Raw genomic sequence first — 20,434 nt, 5'->3', positions numbered from 1 at the left:
GAAAGGAAGTAAAGACAACTTATGAAAAAAGTAATCGCAGGTTTAGCAGCAGCATCTGTAGTAGGTGTAGCAGTTCCTGGAATGGATTCTGCTCATGCACAAGTTTCAAATGATGCGCTAAAAGAAATTAATGGACAAACACAAACTCAAACTCAAACTCAAACTCAAACGACTGTAACTGAAACAAAAAAGGTAGAAACAACTTCTGAATTAAAATACACGGTAACAGCTGATGTATTAAATGTACGTTCAGGTGCTGGTACAGGACATGACGTTATCTCTAAAGTAAAAGCAGGTCAAGTACTTCAAGTAATTGGACAAGAAAACGGTTGGTTCAAAGTTAGTGTAAATGGTCAAACAGGTTATGTAAGTGGGGACTTCGTAACAACTGGTGGCAATAAAGGAACTACTGTTCAACAAGGAACAGGTACTTACACAGTAAACGTTTCTTCACTAAACGTACGTACAGGCCCAAGTGCATCTCATACTGTCTTAGGTTCTGTAAATAAAGGGAAAACAGTTCAAGTTGTAGGTGAAGTTCAAGATTGGTTTAAAATTAACTTCAATGGTGGAACTGGATACGTAAGTAAAGACTTCGTAACAAAAGGTGGTTCAGCTGTATCTAACGAAACACAGCAACCAACTACAAACAACAACAACAATACTACTACAGTTCAAACTGGTGGTTCATATGTTGTTAATACAGGAGCTTTAAAAGTACGTACAGGTCCAGCTACATATAACCCTGTAATTGGTGGTGTAACAAACGGTACAGTATTAAACGTTACTGGCGCTGAAAATGGTTGGTATAAAATTAACCATAACGGCCGTACAGGTTACGTAAGTGCAGACTTTGTGAAGTTTGTAAAAGGCGGAGTGAACAATGTAGTTACTGGTGGTAACGAAGGTACTAATCAAGTACAAAAACCAACAGCACCAACAGGTGGAGATACATCTTCAATCGCTGGATTCGCTAGATCTTTAAACAATTCAAAATATGTATTTGGTGGTACAACACCTGCTGGTTTTGACTGCAGTGGATTCATTCACTACGTATTAAATCAAACTGGTCATAAAGGCGCTCGTCAAACAGTTGCTGGATACTGGAGCTCTAAAACAAAAACTAGCAATCCACAACCAGGTGATTTAGTATACTTCTCTAACACTTATAAATCAGGTCTTTCTCACATGGGTGTTTACTTAGGAAACGGTCAGTTCATTAGTGCAGAGAATGAAAATGTTGGTGTAAGAATTAGTTCAATTAATAACTCTTACTGGGCTAAACACCTAACAGGTTACACAAAAGCATACTAAGAAAAAGTAGTTTATATACTACTTTTCGTATAGAGAAAAGGCTTTCCAGGGAAACTTGGGAAGCCTTTTTCATATTTAGATAAACTAATAGTATAGTAGTGTTTATCACGCTTCAAAGTTCATTGGGGTTCGGGAAAATAATGAGTGGGGGTGGACAATCCCCGCTGATTAAAGTTTCACTTTATGTCAATTTTCCATGCAAAAACTTAGCATATAAATCATGGAAATAGTTTGGACGGAATAAGTTTGCTGCATGACCTGCTAATGGGATTTCTTTATATAAAACGTTCGGAAGAATAGACTTCAAATCAAAGAGACAAGATTTATAGAGATGATCATGTTCTCCCATCACCCATAATATAGGATGGGGAAGTGCTTTTAATTTAGATTTCAAGTCGAATTCTAAGCGATGTCGTAATGACTCAGCAATAATGGACGAGTGTAATTGTAATCCGAAACGGTAATAAATATTTCGTGAAATAACAGCGAACGGATTTGCCCTTAGTATTCCACTTGGAAAAATAGTACTAGCATACTGAGAAAGCCAAGATGAATATTCATCACCACGTTTTTCCCAAAATTTCTGAAAAACATTATATAAACGGGAAGGGTTATTATAATGTCCACCAATATGACAAATGCTCAATACTTTTTCTGGATGCATTTGTGCAAGTGTCGTAGAGATATAACAGCCATAGCTTAGAGCACAAATATGAGCCTTTTTAATTCCCTCTTTTTCATACAAGTTCAATAATTGATCTACGAGGCGCTGTATTGAAAAGTCGATAGCTTCTCCTTTATCGTCGCCGTGACCTAATAAATCATAAGTTATAATGTTGTAGGATGCAGAAAATCGTTTATGCTCTTTTTTGAAGGCGCGGCGATTTCCAACTAATCCATGAATAAAAATGATTGTTTCTTTTTCGGAATGTGTATTTGTTTGCAAAAAGGATACTCCTTTCAATAACTGGAGATTTATATAGTATTTTAAATTAGTTATCTATAATTCACATAGAATAATAATAAGTACCAGGTAATAATATCAGATATTTACACTTGTTGTAAAGATGAGTTTATATGTATATTTTGTAAAAATAGAAAAAGTGTGTTTACATTCAGTTTACATTTATAGCGTATTCTAGTTTTAGAGATAATAGTTTTGTTTATAACGAGGAGATGAACGACAATGGAAGTTAGGAATATAGAAAAGAAAAAAGGGAATTGGAGGCAGTTTTTACGTCTCATTAAAGATACAAATCCACCAAGAGGCATTCTTATTTTTGCATTACTAATGAGCTTACTTTCTACTGGAGCGAGTTTGTTTATTCCAATGCTAACAAAAGGTTTAGTTGATAATTTTTCGCTTTCCTCAATTAGTACGGGACAAATTATTGGATTAATTGCATTCTTTATTATTCAAACAATTGCTGCAGGATTGTCAATTTATTTACTGAATTATATTGGACAAAAAATTGTAGCTGGACTTAGAGAACGATTGTGGAAAAAGGTACTTATTTTACCAGTGTCTTATTATGATCAAAACAGAACGGGAGATACAATTAGTCGTATGACAAATGATACAGGTGTTGTTAAAACATTAATTTCTGAGCATTTGTCAAACTTATTAACAGGCGGTATCTCAATTGTTGGGTCATTAATTGTATTATTTGTTTTAGACTGGAAAATGACAATTTTACTTTTAACGGTTATTCCGTTATCGGTACTAATTTTAGTTCCACTTGGACGGAAAATGTATAAGATTTCAAAAGCACTTCAAGATGAAACGGCTTCTTTTACTAGTGTATTAACACAAGTACTATCAGAAATTCGTTTAGTAAAATCTTCAAATACGGAAAAAAAAGAATATGAAACAGGTAATACAGGTATCCAAAAATTATTGCAATTTGGTTTGAAAGAAGGAAAAGTGCAAGCATTAATTTCACCTGTTATGTCGTTTGTTTTAATGGCATTGCTTGTTATTATCGTAGGGTATGGTGGAATGCGAGTTTCTAGTGGTGCATTAACAACAGGTGAACTTGTAGCATTTATTTTGTATTTAGTTCAAATTATTATGCCGATGAGTCAGTTATCTATGTTCTTTACTCAGTTCCAAAAAGCAATTGGTGCAACCGAAAGAATTAATACGATTTTAGAATATGAAGTAGAAGATCATGAAACAGGTATGAATGTTACAAATGCGAAGCAGCCGATCGTTATTGAAAATGTACATTTTGAGTATAACGAAGAAGAGAAAATCTTGAAAAATATCGACTTCACGATTGAATCTGGAAAAGTAACGGCGATTGTAGGACCAAGTGGTAGCGGAAAAACAACTTTATTCTCGCTGTTAGAACGTTTTTATGAGCCAACTAGTGGTTTCATAAAATTAGGGAAAGAACCAATTACAGCATATTCATTACAATCATGGCGACGTCAAATTGGTTACGTTTCACAAGATAGTCCGTTAATTGATGGAACGATTCGTGATAATATTTGTTACGGTGTTGAGGGTGAAGTGACGGATGAAGAAATTGAAAAAGTAGCAGCGATGGCGTATGTTGATGCGTTTATTCATGATTTACCAAGTGGATACGCAACAGAAGTTGGAGAGCGTGGTGTGAAGCTTTCTGGAGGGCAAAGACAACGAATTGCGATTGCTCGAGCGTTACTACGAAATCCGCAAATCCTTATGTTAGATGAAGCGACTTCAAGTCTTGATAGTAAATCGGAATCGGTTGTTCAGAAGGCGTTAAATAACTTAATGAAAGGTAGAACAACTTTAGTTATTGCGCATAGACTTTCTACTGTTGTAGATGCAGATAAAATTATCTTTATTGAAAAAGGGAATCTTACAGGAAGTGGCTCACATGATGAGTTATTACGGACACATGACATGTACCGTGAATTTGCAATGCAACAATTGAAAATTAAAGAAGGAGCATTATAGAATGAAAACAATCAGTGAAGGGGCACTTCACTGATTGTTGATTTTAGAGTGCTAAAAAGTATGTTAAGCAGAAAGGATATGATTCCTTGATACCCAAAATTTTAATTGTAGATGATGATCCGCACATTAGAGAACTTGTTTCTGTATTTTTGGAACGAGAAGGTTTTCAAACATATGAGGCCGTTGATGGATTAGATGCTCTTCGAAAAATAGAAGAAGTGAAAGTCGATATGGCGATTCTTGATATTATGATGCCAAATATGGATGGGTTTGATTTATGTTATGAATTAAGAAAATACTATGATATCCCAATTCTTATGCTGACTGCTAAAGGTGAAACATCTCAAAAAGTAAAAGGATTTCACCTCGGAACAGATGATTATCTTGTAAAACCATTTGATCCTTTAGAATTAGTTGTGAGAGTGAAGGCATTATTGAAACGTTACCAAATTACAGTATCGCAATCTATTCAAGTTGGGAATGTACTGTTAAATCGTAAAACATTTGAAGTTAACGCCGGAGAACAAACGGTCACATTGCCGCTAAAAGAATTTGAGTTACTCTTTACATTAGGATCTAAATCGGGAAGAACTTGTTCAAGAGAGCAATTAATTGAAGACGTATGGGGATATGATTTTGAAGGGAATGAACGCACGCTAGACGTTCATATTAATCGGTTGCGTGAAAAGTTTCAAGAAGAGCAATCGAAGTTTAGTATAAAGACGATAAGGGGCTTAGGGTATCGCTTAGAGGTAAGTAAATGAGAAAAAGAGAAAGAATGAGTAAGATGAAGATGTTAAAAGTAATAGGGGCGATAGTAGCGCTCTTTGCTTTTCTTACTATAATTTGGTCAATAGCCTTTTTTGTATCGTCTAGTGTAATGAAAGCTTTGGAAATAAACGTATCGCCTTTTGTTACGTTTCTAATTAGTGATATGGTCGGCTTTGTATTCATTGTTCTTATTTGGGTATTGATCGGAATATTAATGAGACCGAAGCGAGAAGCGATGATTTGGACGATCATTGAACCGATACAAAAAATTGCAAAAGGAGATTTCTCCGTAAAAATACGAAATGAAGAAAAGTATGATGGAGAGATTGGAGTACTCGTAAAAAGTATAAATGATATGACAGATGAACTGAATGCGATGGAGAAACTGCGCCAGGAATTTGTATCGAATGTTTCTCATGAAATACAGTCACCATTAACTTCTATAAAAGGATTTGCTAGAGCGCTACAAGATGATAATCTGCCAGCTGAAAAAAGAAAGCATTATCTTACCATTATTGAAACTGAAACAACGAGATTATCTAAACTGAGTCAAAATTTATTAAAGTTAACACTTTTAGAATCAGAAGAGTATGTACCAGAAAGAGTGACTTATCGATTAGATCAGCAGTTAAAGCAAGTTGTATTAAATAGTGAACCGCTTTGGGCTGAAAAAGAAATTGAGTTAGACCTTGATTTAGAAAAAGTGCAAATGACTGCTGACCAAGAAAGTATGAGTCAAGTATGGATAAATTTAATTCATAACAGTATTAAATTTACTCCAAGTGGTGGTACGATTACAATTCAGTTAAAAGAACATGCGGAGTTCCTGGAAGTAAGTATTCATGATACGGGAATTGGTATATCAGAAGAACAGAAGCAACATGTTTTTGAGCGTTTTTATATAGCGGATTCTTCACGAAACCGTGCTTATGGAGGAAGTGGCCTAGGCTTAGCGATTGTAAAAAAAGTACTCGACCTTCATCAAGGAGAAATAAAAGTCGAAAGCGTGGAAGGGAATGGTACAAAATTTATTGTACGTATTCCAAATCATGAAGAAAAATAGTGTTAGGAGGAGAACCTTCTAACACTATTTTTTTTAAAAATGCATTTACCATTACCATAGTTACCTATAAGTAACCTACGCACATGAAAGTGCATCATTGCCTTTTTGCATAAATATAGATACACTTTTAATATAATAAACAACTGAGATGATTAAGGAGTGTTACACTTGGCAGAATTATTACAAGGAAAAAATGCTTTAATTACAGGAGCAGGTAGAGGGATTGGTCGCGCTGTAGCGATCGCATTAGCGAAAGAAGGCGTAAATGTTGGTCTTTTAGCTCGTTCAGAAGAAAACTTAAAAGCAGTTGCGAAAGAAGTGGAAGCAGAAGGCGTAAAAGCTGTTATTGCGACTGCTGACGTATCTTCATATGAAGAGGTGACTACTGCAATTGAAACGTTAAAAAATGGTTTAGGATCTATCGATATTTTAATTAATAACGCTGGTATTTCTAAGTTTGGTAAGTTTTTAGAACTAGAAGTTGTTGATTGGGAAAAAATCATTCAAGTAAACTTAATGGGTGTATACTATGCAACTCGCGCCGCTTTACCAAGCATGATTGAACAACAATCTGGTGATATTATTAATATTTCATCTACAGCAGGACAAAAAGGTGCACCTGTAACAAGTGCATATAGTGCTTCTAAATTTGGTGTTCTTGGTTTAACAGAATCGTTAGCGATGGAAGTTCGTAAACATAATATCCGTGTAACAGCTTTAACACCAAGTACAGTAGCAACTGATATGGCAGTAGATTTAGGATTAACTGATGGAAACCCAGATAAAGTAATGCAAGCAGAAGATATTGCAGAGTTTATCGTAGCACAGCTGAAATTAAATAAACGTACATTTATTAAATCTGCTGGACTTTGGTCTACTAATCCGTAAGGGCTAAAGTTATAAATAAAGAAGGGATATCTATTCTGTAATGGAATGGGTGTCCCTTCTTTATTTTTTGTGCATGAAACAGAATTTTCGGTATAATTAAATATGAATGGTAGAAAGTATTGAAAAATTGAAGGGGATGGTATTTACATGAGTACAATTGAGAAATGGACGGCTGTTGATCAATATATGAGTGATGTATTAATACCGAAAGATTCTACATTAGAAGAAGTTCTTCTAGCAAATGCTGCAGCTAATTTGCCAGCACATGATGTATCGCCGACTCAAGGGAAGTTTTTACAATTATTAGTACAAATTCAAGGAGCGCGTAACATTTTAGAAATTGGCGCTCTAGGCGGATATAGTACTATATGGCTTGCAAGAGCATTGCCATCTGGAGGGCGAATTGTTACATTAGAAGCAAGTGAAAAGCATGCTGAAATTGCATGGAGCAATATTGAGCGTGCTAATTTGAATGATAGAATAGAAATACGAGTAGGATTAGCGTTAGATTCTTTACAGCAAATAGAAAACGAGAAGTATGAACCATTTGATTTTATTTTCATAGATGCTGATAAACAAAATAATCCCGCTTATTTTGAATGGGCAATGAAACTATCACGCCCTGGTACTGTAATTATTGGAGATAATGTAGTACGTGAAGGTGAGGTTATTGACAATACTAGCAGCGATCCTCGTGTACAAGGGATACGCCGATTCTATGAATTAATAGCTGCTGAGCCGCGTGTAAGTGCTACAGCGCTTCAAACTGTCGGAAGTAAGGGATACGATGGATTTGTAATGGCAGTCGTTAAAGAATGATGTAAGGAGATAAGTGGAATGAAAAAGTTGTTTGAAAAATTATAACGTGTATCGTGTACAACGCAATTAGCTCGTGGGCCTCCGATATACATAACACTATATGTTATATTAAAAAATTGGAGGTTGTGAGTAGATGAGAACTGAAAAAGAAATGCTAGACTTAATTATAAATACAGCAAAAGAGGATGAAAGAATTCGAGCTATCATCATGAATGGGTCACGTGTGAATCCAAGTGTGAAAAAGGATTGTTTTCAAGACTATGATATTATTTATGTTGTAAAAGATATACAATCTTTTACGTGTAATCATAGTTGGATTAATAGATTTGGAGAAATAATGATTGTGCAAATGCCGGAAGAAATGTCGTTAGTTCCAGCAGATGAAGACGGGAAATTTCCGTATTTAATGCAGTTTATGGATGGAAACCGGATTGATTTAATGCTAGTTCCAGTTGATTTAATAAATAAATTTATTGGACAGGATAGCTTAAGTAAAGTACTACTGGATAAAGACAATTGTATTGGAGAATTTCCGCCAGCAAGTGATAAAGATTACGTTATAAAAAAGCCTACAGAAAAAGAGTTTGTCGATTGCTGTAATGAATTTTGGTGGTGCAGCACAAATGTAGGGAAAGGGTTATGGAGAGAGGAACTTTCTTATGCGAAAGGAATGCTTGAAGGCCCTGTACGAGATATGTTAATCGTAATGATAGAATGGCATATTGGCATGAAAACAAATTTTACAGTTAATACTGGAAAGTTTGGTAAGCATTTCGAGCAATATTTTGAAAAAGATACGTGGGAGCAGTTTAAAAGGACATTTTCAAATGCAGAATATGAAAATATTTGGGATTCATTTTTCGTAATGGGTGATTTATTTAGGAAAGTTGCGAACGAAATTGCTAACACTTATGAATATCAATATCCGCAAGATGACGATGACAAAGTGTCGAGTTATTTAAAGCATGTAAGAAAATTACCGAAAGATAGTAAAGTAATTTATTAAGTATATAAATCAGTAAGACTGTCCTAATTATGGACAGTCTTATTTTTGTATATTGATAAGAAATTCTCTAACAAAGTACAGATGAATCACATATGAAACTTTAGGGAGGTTTTTATCATGTATTATTTTTATTCGCCAGAAATGTTCGTTCCATATCAATGGGGACTAGAACGAAATGTTTCGTATGCTTATATGCCATATAATTCATTTCATTATGGAGACTATATAAGCACATTGCCATACGCATTAAATATACCTCAAAATTATGAAGTACAAATGAAAGAAGAGGAGAGGGGATCATGGACACCATTTTCATGGGTCGAAAAATATGCATATGCATTTTCAGGTCCATATAATAAAGCGGAAGTCGCTCTTACATTTGATGATGGACCAGATTTCGTATTTACGCCAAAAATTTTAGATAAGTTAAAACAACATAATGTGAAAGCTACCTTTTTCTTGCTTGGTGAAAATGCAGAAAAGTTTCCGAATGTAGTAAAGCGTATTGCAAATGAAGGGCATGTAATTGGTAATCATACGTATAGTCATCCGAATTTAGCGAAAGTAAATGAGGCTGAGTACCATAATCAAATTATAAAAACGGAAGAAATATTAAATCGTTTAGCTGGTTATGCACCGAAGTTTATACGTCCGCCGTACGGTGAAATACTTGAAAATCAATTGAAGTGGGCGACAGAACAAAATTTTATGATTGTACAGTGGAGTGTTGATACGGTTGATTGGAAAGGTGTAAGTGCTGATACAATTACAAATAATGTGTTAGGGAATTCATTTCCAGGTAGTGTTATACTTCAACATTCAACTCCAGGTGGACATTTACAAGGATCTGTAGATGCGCTAGACAAAATCATTCCACAGTTAAAAACGAAAGGAGCGCGTTTTGTAACACTTCCAAGTATGTTCCAGACATCTAAAGAGAGAAAGTAAAAATGTTAATAATTGGAACATTTAAAGTTGTATAGTATAATGAAAGTGTAAGTTAGGAGGTGGATATGATTGATGTATGCACTAGTAAACATAGGAATGAGCATATTGATTGGTATTATATTTATACTTGCAGCACTTATTCTTCAAAAAAATCCACCGACGGATATTAACGCAGCATATGGTTATCGAACGAAACGGTCTATGAAAAATAAGGAATTATGGGATGCAGGTAACAAGTATAGTGCAGAAGTGATGAAACAGAATGGATACATTATGATGTTAATTGGAAGTGCTATTAGTATATTGTTTAGATATCCTCATACAACAGCGGTGATTATGGCTGTCATGCTATTGTTAATCATTCGCTTATTTATGCGAGTAGAGAAAAGATTGAAGACACTTGAACAATAATGATAAATAAAATAGGACTCCCAGGCAATCTAAGCTGGGAGTCCTATTTTAATTACAAACTATTATTTTTTAGCAATTCTTTTCCTTGTTCTACAACAAATTCATAGTATTCAAGGTCATATGGATAAATATCTTCAAATGTTATCGTTATCGGTTTATTGTTTAAAACAGAAATAACCGTAAAAGATGAAATCTCTCTTTTTAATAGTTGTAGAAAAGAAGTTGCATGTACTTTCATCACATCGTCTACTTCTTCACCTGGTGCAAATGAGAGTGGTTGTATTACGTTGTGAAAATACATATGACAAAATTCACGATCAGTAAGGTTTGAAATTTCATAATCTATTTTATAGATTCCTTTGTATGTTAAATCAGTAGTTTGAAAGGAAAGCCCCAATTCTTCTTCAATTTCACGAAGGCCGCCAATTTGTACATCTTCATCATGCATAATATGTCCAGCTGAAGTAATATCCCATATATCCGGAGCTTCTTTTTTATTTTTAGAGCGTAATTGGAAATATAAGAACATATCTTCATCATCTTTTTCTACAAACCAGCAATGAAATGTTTCGTGCCAATCACCGTCACGATGCACTTCATCACGTAATTTTTTCCCAATTGTATTTCTTTCAGGATCAAATATTGTTAACCACTCTGTCATTTTAATTCCCCTTTCTGCAAATTTTATTATACAATATTTGTATTGAATTTTGGGAAAATAAAGAAAAAGGAGCGGTTATAAGTGGGGATAGAGAGTAAGGAAATAAAATCGATTATTTCAACAGAGGAAGAATTACGAGAAATATTAGGGCAACCGAGTGAGCGAGCTTTGAAAAAGGTTATTTCATCACTTGATCACCATTGTGTAGATTTTCTGTCTAAATCTCCTTTTCTAGTATTATCTACTGCAAATAAATTAGGAGAGTGTGATGCTTCGCCTAGAGGAGATGCACCTGGATTTGTACATGTATTAAATAAAAATAAAATTATCATTCCTGAAAGACCGGGTAATCGTCGCATAGACTCAATTTTAAATATTATTTCGAATCCAAGGGTAGGATTAATCTTTTTTATCCCTGGTCTTGGGGAGACACTCCGAATAAATGGTCGAGCGTGTATTACAAACGATGAAGAAATTTTGAAAGAAATGCAAGCGAATGGAAAACCCCCTTTACTTGGAATTGTTGTTGATATAGAAGAATGCTATATTCATTGTGCAAAAGCTTTTATTCGTTCAAAAATGTGGGATCCAGAGTCATGGTTAAATAAAACAGGGCTACCTTCAGCAGCGAAAATGTTAATGGAGCATGCGAAAGTGAATGCTTCAGAAGAGGAAGTTGCACGTTCTTTAGAAGAAAGTTATACGAAAAGATTGTATTGAACAATTGTAACTACTCAGTCATTCTATGAAAAACCGACAGAAAAGCACTTTTTTAATGGTCGAGAGGGGCTGGCTATGTATAGGAGCGGTCAGGGCCTTTTCCTGCCATGCGCAAAGTTTTAAAATAAAGGAAGGTAGCAAGGTGTAGGTCCATTTTTTATCTTCATGGCAGCAATCTATATGCTGAAAAGTGAAAGTAACTTTCTATAGGTAATAAGGGGCGGATTTTCGCTGGAATAATACTCCTTACCAAACTCCTAAATGAAATGTATGGCTGAGTAGGTACAAATAATTCACTTTATAAATATGGTGTTAAAGCGTAAAACTCTTTTTGTTTTAGAAAGAAATTTTAATATGGATATTGTTGGCTTGTCTGTGATGAATATATGTGACAGAGAATAAGTTTGTTTTAGATAATTTGTTATTGTAAAATATAATAATGTATTTCCTTTAAAATAGTAAATAAAAATAGGCTTGCTTTTTAAAATTTTCATAACTATAATAAGTTAACAAATAGACATGAACGAAAAAGTAACGATAAGGACATGAGATGATTTTTACGGTTTACAGAGAGGGAAGCCAAGGCTGTGAGCTTCCTAACACGAAAAATGATCTTACCACCTTTGAACTTCAATAGTGAACGAGTAATCTAGTAATTATTGACGGTATCAGCCGTTATCTGAACTTGAGCAACCTAGAAGGAAATAAGCCTGGGTTGGAACAAGGGTGGAACCACGAAAACACATTCGTCCCTTTCCTAGGGATGAGTGTGTTTTTTTATAGTTATTAGATTGAAAATTAAAAATAATCAAAAAAATAGTATTGATTTTGTTTTTTATGCGAGTATAATGAGTTAACAAATATATATGAACGGAAAAGTAACGATAAGGACATGAAATCATTTTTACGGTTTACAGAGAGGGAAGCCAAGGCTGTGAGCTTCCTAACACGAGAAATGATCTTACCACCTTTGAACTTCAATAGTGAACGAGCAATCTAGTAATTATTGACGGTATCAGCCGTTATCTGAACTTGAGCAATCTAGAAGAAAATAAGTCTAGGTTGGAACAAGGGTGGAACCACGAAAACACATTCGTCCCTTTCCCAGGGATGAGTGTGTTTTTTTATTACTTTGAAAGGAGGTGCGGTAACATGAAACGATTAGTACGTACGGAAATAACCACCACCTGCATGAAAAAATGGCAGAGCAAGGTGATTGATAGAGATAAAAAATAAAATTTTAGGAGGAGATTAGAAGATGAATAATGTTATTAATGTTGGGGTATTAGGGTTAGGTACTGTCGGAAGTGGTGTTGTCCATATTTTGAAAGAACATTATAAAAAAATCACTCTTGATACAGGATATGAAGTAAAGGTAAAGACAGTCGTTGTACGTGATTTGGAAAAAGAACGTGATGTTTGCATTGATGGAATCGTAGTAACAAGTAATGTTGATGAAGTTCTAAATGATTCAAATATTGATATTGTAGTAGAGGTAATGGGCGGAATTGAAGAAGCGAAAGAGCATATTGTGAAGGCTTTACAAAGTAAGAAACATGTCGTAACAGCAAATAAAGATTTAATGGCCGTATACGGTGCGGAGCTTTTGCAACTGGCAAATAAAAATGAATGTGATTTATGTTATGAAGCAAGTGTAGCGGGTGGGATTCCGATATTAAGAGGATTAACAGACGGGCTAGCGTCAGATCAAATTGAAAAAATAATGGGAATCGTAAATGGAACAACAAATTATATGTTAACAAAGATGAGTCAAAATGGATGGTCGTATGAAGAGGCTTTACAGGAGGCACAAAAATTAGGTTTCGCAGAATCCGATCCAACAGCGGATGTAGATGGGCTAGATGCTGCGAGGAAGGTAGCAATTCTTGCTAACTTAGGTTTTTCGATGAATGTTTCTTTAGATGATGTTCAAGTTAGAGGTATTCGAAAGGTTGAAAAAGAAGATTTAGAGATGGCCGAAAAATTAGGATTTACTATGAAATTAATTGGTAAAGCTGAAAAACAAGGATCATCCATTCACTTAAGTGTAGAACCGACTTTATTACCAAGTCATCATCCGCTATCGAATGTGAATAATGAATTCAATGCGGTGTATGTTCACGGTCAAGCAGTAGGAGAAGTGATGTTTTACGGACCTGGAGCTGGGAAGTTACCAACTGGTTCTGCTGTAGTAAGTGACATTATTTCAATCGTTAAAAATATGAATCAAGTTCCGAAAAATAAAAGTGTATTAAAAGAACCGGAGCCGTATGAATTACAAGGAGATGAAGAAGTAGTTTCGAAATACTTTTTGCGTATTTCATTACGAGATGAGCCTGGAATGTTACAAAAAATAACAGAATGTTTCGTTTGTTATTCTGTGAGTTTAAAAGAGGTAATTCAATTACCATTAAATCGTGAGCTTGCAGAAGTCGTTGTTGTGACGCATCGAACTTCAAAATATCAATTCGAACAAGTTTTAGGGGCGATAGAAGATGTCGCAAGTGAAATAAACAGTTACTACATTATTGAGGAGGAAAAACAATATGTATAAAGGACTATTAAAACAGTATGCTTCTTATTTACCAGTGAATGAAAACACACCTGATGTCAGCTTAATGGAAGGAAATACACCCCTTATTCCATTATTAAATATATCAAAGCAATTAGGAATTCAGTTATACGGAAAGTATGAAGGAGCGAATCCAACAGGTTCTTTTAAAGATCGTGGTATGGTAATGGCCGTTGCAAAGGCGAAAGAAGAAGGGGCAGAAGCAATCATTTGTGCATCTACAGGTAATACATCGGCATCGGCTGCAGCTTATGCGGCACGCCTCGGGATGAAATGTATTATCGTAATACCAGAAGGGAAAATTGCGCATGGGAAATTAGCGCAAGCAGTTGCTTATGGAGCGGAGATTATTTCAATAGAAGGGAATTTTGATGATGCACTTAGAGCTGTAAGAAATATTGCTGCAGAAGAGCCGATAACATTAGTAAACTCAGTGAATCCTTATCGAATTGAAGGGCAAAAAACAGCGGCATTTGAAATTTGTGACCAGTTGCAAAACGCACCAGATGTTCTAGCTATCCCTGTTGGAAATGCTGGGAATATTACAGCATATTGGAAAGGGTTCTGTGAATACGAGAAAGAAAAAGGCTATAAGAAGCCAAGAATTCACGGTTTTGAAGCGGAAGGAGCGGCGGCAATTGTAAAAGGACATGTCATTGAGGCACCTGAAACGATTGCAACAGCGATTCGCATCGGTAATCCAGCAAGTTGGTCGTATGCAGTAGAGGCAGCCGAGCAGTCTAATGGTGAAATAGATATGGTGTCAGATGAAGAAATATTACATGCGTATAGATTGTTAGCAAAAACTGAAGGAGTTTTCGCAGAGCCAGGATCGAATGCTTCACTAGCGGGCGTAATGAAACATGTTCAATCTGGAAAAATCAAAAAAGGCGAAACAGTTGTTGCAGTTTTAACTGGAAATGGTTTAAAAGATCCTGATATCGCAATTTCTTCTAATAAATTTGATATTGCAAGTGTGTCAAATGATATAGAACAAATTAAAGATCATATTAAAGGGGTGATTATGTCGTGATACCATTAAGAGTTCGTGTTCCTGCTAGTACAGCGAATGTTGGACCAGGATTTGATTCTGTTGGAATAGCTTTGTCATTATATTTAGAAGTAAGTGTAAAGGGAGAAGCTGATAAGTGGCAAGTGATACATTCTTTTGACGATTCAATTCCAACAGATGATAAAAATTTAATTGTTAGCACGACATGTAAAGTATGTCCTTCTTTATCACCCCATATAATAGAAGTTACTAGTAATATTCCGCTGACAAGAGGGCTAGGAAGTAGCGCATCAGCGATTGTAGCAGGAATAGAGCTTGCGAATCAACTTGGAAATTTACATTTAACAACTGATCAAAAGGTCCAAATTGCTACAAATTTTGAAGGACATCCAGATAATGTTGCTGCTTCTATTCTAGGTGGAACTGTAATAGGAGCACTGGATGGAAAGAATGTTTCGGTTGTAAGGATTGAAAGTAAGGAATTAGGCGTAATTTCTCTTATTCCGAATGAAGAGCTAAATACGGAGGAAAGTCGATCTGTATTACCAGAGATGTTTCCGTTTCATGAAGCGGTTAAGGCTAGTGCGATAAGTAACGTATTAGTAGCTGCATTATGTCAAAAGAAGTGGGAAGTTGTAGGTGAAATGATGGAAAGAGATCATTTCCACGAGCCATATCGTTTAGAACTTGTACCGTTATTACCATCAATTCGTAAATGTGCAAAAGAATTCGGAGCATATGGTACAGCTCTTAGTGGCGCGGGACCATCCATTTTTATTTTAACTCCGTATGAGAAGCGTCAAGAAATTGCTGACCAATTAGCGAGAGTATTTGCCGCTATGAAAGTATGTGAGCTTGAAATCGATCATAAAGGGATTACTGTAAATAAGGAAGAACATATTGGATTATAAAGAAAGCTAGCATCGCTAGCTTTCTTTAAATTATGGAGAATCTATTTTAACGGGAATTTTTCAGGAGAAATAATGTTTTAAAAAGAGAATATAAAATGAATATTAATTTTAGAGGTGATTATATGAGTTCAAAAGAGTCACCAGAAGAAAAAAGAGAACGTATGAGACAATGTGAATTGAAAAATAACCCTACCGGTTCTTTGAATGATGGACTCAATAGAGCAGAATCAGGTAGCCCTGTTGATATGACAGGGGGGATGAATTGGAAAGGTACAGGGATATTAATTTTAGTGTTAGTTTTAGGATATATTATATACAGTTACTTTTTCAGTTAAGGAAATCTTGTTGGAATTTTGATTTGTTTGAACTCGTAATTAGTAAAAATGAATTTATTTTTATACTTTGAAGAGGGCCGTCCCAAAAGTTTTTTTGGACGGCCCTCTCTTGTTAATAGGTAGGATATGATTGTCATATTTTGTAGTTAAATCGATATTCTTTGTCGAAGCGTCGATATAATGAGAGTTGTGTTCGGTATAATTTCATGTGCTGTTGTAAATTTACTGAGTAAGAACATAACCCCATTTCAAAGTTCGGCTTTTGGGACATTCTTTATTATTTTTTGCCACATTCCTGTAACAAAGCTCCTGTATATTCAGTGGTGGAGGTGCAGAAGATGAAAAAAATGATAGCGGTATGTCTTCTTACAACTATGTCACTTTCGACTTTAGTCGGGTGTGATGTAAAAGGTAATAATGCGGTACAAGAGTCTAAAATAAAGAAAGCGACGTATAAAGATTTTACTTACGATGTAAATCCAGAGACTTTTACGTTAACTGTAGAACATGATGGTGTAAAGGAACAGGCATCACAACCGTTACCGAAAATGAAGGTATCGAATTTAAAAAAAGACAAGGATCGCACATCGTGGGAATATCCAGATCAAAAAGTAAAAGTAAACTTAGAAAAGAAAAAAGATCACTTAAATATTGGAGTGGAATCGACTGGTGCAGAAAGTTTTACATGGCCGAAAGTACAAGCTGAAAATTATACACTTCCGTTATGGGAAGGTAAGCAAATTCCAAGTAATGATGAGAATTGGAAGAAGTTTTTGAAGGATGATGTATATTCATTTACTGAATCATTTGCCATGAAGTTCTTCGCATTAAATGGGTCGAAATATTCGATTGTATATATTGCGAACAATATGTTTAATAATGAATTGAAATTTCATTCGGACCCGAAAATAGGGTTTGATTTTACACATGAATTCCCGAGTATAAATAAAAATAAAACATATGGATTTCAGTTATATGTGACAAATAATGATGCAGTAAGTATTGCTAAGCTATACAAAGACAACATTGTTGAAAAAGGTGAATTTAAAACATTACAAGAAAAGGCTAGAAAAAATAAAGAGATTGAAAAACTTTACGGTGCCGCTCATTTTTATTTTTGGAATCAAAATGGTTTATCAGAAAGTAACGTGAATTGGCCGAAGTTAAGAGAGCAAATAAATAGCCCGGTGTTTAGCCATATAAAAGAGCTTATTCAAAAAAATAGTTCAGAGCCTGGGGAATTGAATGTATTTGAGCAAGTAAGTAAACAAGATTTCATTGATAAATATCAAAAAAATGTTATTTTGCGTTATATAAACGAAGTATTATCAATGAAGGAATTGTATAAAGAGGATATTTTCCCGAAAGTTGATCAGGAAGCGAGTGCACTATTAAAAAAAGGTGTAGATCACTTATCGAAGGCGGAACTGTATAGCTTAAATAAGCATTTATTAAAGTCAGTACTCGGTGATGCAGTTGAAGATGTAAGTAAATGGGGAACCGCAGATGGAACGGATATAACAAAGGAAATGAAAGAAGCAGGGATAGACAAAGCATGGATTGGTCTACCAAACTGGGAACAAGGATATATGCAACCTAATTTCGTTACAGAAGCTAAGAAAATGGGATATTTAGTTGGTCCGTATGATTCTTATCATTCTATTCATGAGAAAGGTGATAAAAATTGGAACACAGCGTCCTTTAATGATCCATCGCTATATGAAGAGGGTACTGTAACGAAGAAAAATGGAGAAAAGGTGCAAGGGTTTTTAGGTAGAGGGCGAAAACTAAATCCAACATTATCACTGCCTAGTGTAAAAGAACGAATGAACGATATATTACAAAATGGCCCTAAATATAATTCATGGTTTATTGATTGTGATGCGACGGGTGAAATTTACGATGACTATTCATCAAAACATGTAACGACACAAGAACAAGATTTAAAAGCACGATTAAAACGAATGGATTATATCGCGCAAGAAAAAGGGATGGTAGTAGGTTCTGAAGGTGGAAATGATTTTGCAAGTAGTACAATTGCATTTGCTCATGGCATTGAAACACCAGTTATTAAGTGGGACGATGAAGATATGAGGAAAAACAAAACAAGCCCGTATTATGTCGGTGGGTATTGGTCACCAAATCAAAATGTTCCTGAAAAATATGCAAAACAAGTACCGTTGAAAGAAGAATATAAACAAGTATATTTAAATCCGGTATATTCGGTACCGTTATATAAATTAGTATACAATGATTCCGTTATTACAACGCATCACTGGGAATGGGGAAGTTTGAAAGTAAAAGATGAGGTAGGAAATCGTATGTTGTATGAGTTATTGTATAATGTTCCTCCTTTGTACCATTTAGATGAAGTAGAGTGGAATAAGCATAAAAAAGAAATTACAGAGCATCTGAAAGTTTGGAATGAAGTTCATGAAAATGCAGTAAAAGAAGAAATGACGAACTTTGCATATTTGTCAGAAGATAAGCTAGTACAATCTACTTCATATGGAAAAGATATTAAAATCATTGTGAATTTTTCAAATGAAGATGTGGTAATAGAAAAGACGAAAATAAAAGCAAAGTCAGCTTTAATTAATAATAATGGGAAGCAAATAATATACACACCAAATGAAAAATAATAAAGTGAAACTTTAATCAGTGGGGGATGTATCTCTCACTGATTATTAGTCATCACCAATCAAAATTTCACGGCACAAACTTGACTCTTTATTCTTGCTAAATTGTGAGGTGAAAATCTTACTACCTGCAAATAACAGAATGGTAAATCTGTAAATTTGAATGTTCTGAAGTTTTGTGTTTTTTAAGTTGATAAATAGTGACTTGCTAAAAATAAGCACGAGAGTATAATGTGAAATGGAATACATATTGAATTTATGAAGTAACCTTACAAAAATGTAAGGTGATTGAAAGGAAATTCAATATGAAGATTACTAGACATACATTATACTAGGAAAAGAGAAAGAGAGGAGAATGAACATGAGCTCTGAATTAGAACAAGATACGAGAAGCAGTAAAAAACGTTCTAAAAGAAAATCAATAAAATGGTTCATTTTAATTCCATTTTTCCTACTTATTTTTGGAGGAGTAGGATATGGATCGTTTATATATAACAAAGCAAAAGCTGTTGTAAGTGATGCGTATGCAAAAATTGATAAGTCATCAAAGCGTGATAAAGAAGTTGAACCGTTAAAGGATAACATTTCAATATTAATTATGGGTGTAGATGGAAGTGAAATGAGAAAAAGCCAATATGGCGAAGCGGTTCGAACAGATGCACTTTTATTAGCGACAATTAATAAAGATGATAAATCCGTTAAATTAGTTAGTATTCCGCGTGATTCACGCGTTTATATTCCATCTAGAAAGAAATTAGACAAAATTACACACGCACACGTATTTGGTGGTGTTGAAAGTACAAGAGATACAGTGGAAAGATTTTTAAATGTTCCAGTTGATTATTATGTGAAGTTTAACTTTGAGTCATTTGTACAAATTGTAGATTCAATTGGTGGTATTGATATTGATGTACCGGTTACTTTCACAGAACAAGATAGTAAAGACCAAGCAGGTATGATCCATTTAGAAAAAGGTTACCAACATTTAAATGGTGAACAAGCCCTTGCGCTTGCGAGAACGCGTAAAATTGACAGTGACGCAATGCGTGGTCAAAGACAACAACTTGTAATTGAAGCAATTGCGAAAAAAGCTATGTCTGTTCAATCAATTAGCAAAATGGGCTCTTTACTTGATGCAGTGGATAACAACATGAAAACAAACTTAACGTTTGATGATATGCTTGCTATTACGAAAAATATGGCTGGATCTGACCTGCAAATGGAAAAAATGCAAATTGAAGGTACTGATAAACGTATTGGTGGTATTTATTATTACATTCCAAACGAAAAAAATGTAAAAGATATTTCAAAAAAATTAAATGATCATTTGGGTATAACACCAAAACCAGCTCGAAACGAATAGTAAAAAAAGATTGGCCTTTGCCAATCTTTTTTTATGGAAATATATTTGTAACTT

18 protein-coding genes and 2 other annotated features are annotated in these 20,434 nt (G+C 34.7%); of the genes, 16 read left to right on the top strand and 2 right to left on the bottom strand.

Annotated elements, in window-relative coordinates; translation table 11 throughout:
* The first annotated feature begins 21 nt into the window (after positions 1 to 21).
* Positions 22 to 1,314: an enterotoxin EntFM gene (gene entFM, locus MKX77_RS14680; protein WP_201033003.1), complete on the top strand. Its 1,293-nt coding sequence runs from the start codon at positions 22 to 24 to the stop codon at positions 1,312 to 1,314.
* A gap of 181 nt (positions 1,315 to 1,495) precedes the next feature.
* Here the strand turns inward: entFM and MKX77_RS14675 are convergent, their stop codons facing one another.
* On the bottom strand, positions 1,496 to 2,260 hold the full coding sequence (locus tag MKX77_RS14675) for an alpha/beta fold hydrolase (protein ID WP_341307054.1): 765 nt from the start codon (positions 2,258 to 2,260) through the stop codon (positions 1,496 to 1,498).
* Between the two features lie 240 nt (positions 2,261 to 2,500).
* Between MKX77_RS14675 and MKX77_RS14670 the strand changes: the two genes are divergently transcribed.
* From MKX77_RS14670 to MKX77_RS14635, 8 genes are all read left to right on the top strand, one after another.
* A complete protein-coding gene (locus tag MKX77_RS14670) occupies positions 2,501 to 4,261 on the top strand; it encodes an ABC transporter ATP-binding protein (RefSeq protein ID WP_341307053.1) in 1,761 nt (586 codons plus the stop codon).
* Between the two features lie 86 nt (positions 4,262 to 4,347).
* Complete coding sequence (hitR, locus tag MKX77_RS14665) at positions 4,348 to 5,025, top strand: envelope stress response regulator transcription factor HitR (RefSeq protein ID WP_341307052.1); 678 nt, start codon at positions 4,348 to 4,350, stop codon at positions 5,023 to 5,025.
* Entirely contained in the window at positions 5,022 to 6,095 is a 1,074-nt protein-coding gene (gene hitS, locus MKX77_RS14660) for an envelope stress sensor histidine kinase HitS (RefSeq protein WP_341307051.1), read from the top strand. Before hitR ends, hitS begins: the two co-directional genes overlap by 4 nt.
* Before the next feature lie 168 nt (positions 6,096 to 6,263).
* Positions 6,264 to 6,983, top strand: a complete 720-nt coding sequence (locus MKX77_RS14655; protein ID WP_341307050.1) for a 3-ketoacyl-ACP reductase — start codon at positions 6,264 to 6,266, stop codon at positions 6,981 to 6,983.
* A gap of 147 nt (positions 6,984 to 7,130) precedes the next feature.
* Positions 7,131 to 7,802: an O-methyltransferase gene (locus MKX77_RS14650; protein WP_341307049.1), complete on the top strand. Its 672-nt coding sequence runs from the start codon at positions 7,131 to 7,133 to the stop codon at positions 7,800 to 7,802.
* Positions 7,803 to 7,935: 133 nt separating this feature from the next.
* Complete coding sequence (locus MKX77_RS14645; RefSeq protein WP_341307048.1) at positions 7,936 to 8,808, top strand: aminoglycoside 6-adenylyltransferase; 873 nt, start codon at positions 7,936 to 7,938, stop codon at positions 8,806 to 8,808.
* A 117-nt stretch (positions 8,809 to 8,925) separates the two neighbouring features.
* Positions 8,926 to 9,756, top strand: a complete 831-nt coding sequence (locus MKX77_RS14640; RefSeq protein WP_341307047.1) for a peptidoglycan-N-acetylglucosamine deacetylase — start codon at positions 8,926 to 8,928, stop codon at positions 9,754 to 9,756.
* Positions 9,757 to 9,828: 72 nt separating this feature from the next.
* Positions 9,829 to 10,167, top strand: coding sequence for an SdpI family protein (locus MKX77_RS14635; protein ID WP_341307046.1), 339 nt, complete (start codon positions 9,829 to 9,831; stop codon positions 10,165 to 10,167).
* A gap of 52 nt (positions 10,168 to 10,219) precedes the next feature.
* On the opposite strand, the gene MKX77_RS14630 is transcribed toward MKX77_RS14635, so the two are convergent.
* Positions 10,220 to 10,828, bottom strand: coding sequence for an NUDIX hydrolase (locus tag MKX77_RS14630; RefSeq protein WP_341307045.1), 609 nt, complete (start codon positions 10,826 to 10,828; stop codon positions 10,220 to 10,222).
* Between the two features lie 81 nt (positions 10,829 to 10,909).
* Between MKX77_RS14630 and MKX77_RS14625 the strand changes: the two genes are divergently transcribed.
* From MKX77_RS14625 to MKX77_RS14595, 7 genes are all read left to right on the top strand, one after another.
* Positions 10,910 to 11,548 carry a pyridoxamine 5'-phosphate oxidase family protein gene (locus MKX77_RS14625; protein WP_341307044.1) on the top strand — a complete coding sequence of 213 codons (639 nt, stop codon included), beginning with the start codon at positions 10,910 to 10,912 and terminating at the stop codon, positions 11,546 to 11,548.
* A gap of 525 nt (positions 11,549 to 12,073) precedes the next feature.
* Positions 12,074 to 12,305 (top strand) — a binding site (T-box leader).
* A gap of 115 nt (positions 12,306 to 12,420) precedes the next feature.
* Positions 12,421 to 12,652: a binding site (T-box leader), on the top strand.
* 154 nt (positions 12,653 to 12,806) lie between these two features.
* The gene (locus tag MKX77_RS14620) at positions 12,807 to 14,102 is read left to right on the top strand and encodes a homoserine dehydrogenase (RefSeq protein WP_341307043.1); all 1,296 of its coding nucleotides are present in this window, start codon (positions 12,807 to 12,809) and stop codon (positions 14,100 to 14,102) included.
* Positions 14,095 to 15,153: a threonine synthase gene (thrC, locus tag MKX77_RS14615; RefSeq protein ID WP_341307042.1), complete on the top strand. Its 1,059-nt coding sequence runs from the start codon at positions 14,095 to 14,097 to the stop codon at positions 15,151 to 15,153. Before MKX77_RS14620 ends, thrC begins: the two co-directional genes overlap by 8 nt.
* Positions 15,150 to 16,043: a homoserine kinase gene (thrB, locus tag MKX77_RS14610; RefSeq protein ID WP_341307041.1), complete on the top strand. Its 894-nt coding sequence runs from the start codon at positions 15,150 to 15,152 to the stop codon at positions 16,041 to 16,043. Before thrC ends, thrB begins: the two co-directional genes overlap by 4 nt.
* Before the next feature lie 122 nt (positions 16,044 to 16,165).
* Positions 16,166 to 16,378, top strand: a complete 213-nt coding sequence (locus MKX77_RS14605; RefSeq protein ID WP_341307040.1) for a DUF6366 family protein — start codon at positions 16,166 to 16,168, stop codon at positions 16,376 to 16,378.
* A 338-nt stretch (positions 16,379 to 16,716) separates the two neighbouring features.
* Positions 16,717 to 19,020 (top strand): glycoside hydrolase, encoded by a 2,304-nt coding sequence (locus MKX77_RS14600; protein ID WP_341307039.1) that lies wholly within the window; start codon positions 16,717 to 16,719, stop codon positions 19,018 to 19,020.
* Positions 19,021 to 19,378: 358 nt separating this feature from the next.
* Positions 19,379 to 20,380: an LCP family protein gene (locus MKX77_RS14595; protein WP_341307038.1), complete on the top strand. Its 1,002-nt coding sequence runs from the start codon at positions 19,379 to 19,381 to the stop codon at positions 20,378 to 20,380.
* Positions 20,381 to 20,434: the final 54 nt, after the last annotated feature.

It is taken from the genome of Bacillus sp. FSL R9-9410, assembly GCF_038050385.1.
GTDB lineage: Bacteria > Bacillota > Bacilli > Bacillales > Bacillaceae_G > Bacillus_A > Bacillus_A cereus_U.
The sequence above is the reverse complement of the archived record's forward strand: the minus strand, read 5'-3'. Positions and strand labels throughout refer to the sequence as shown.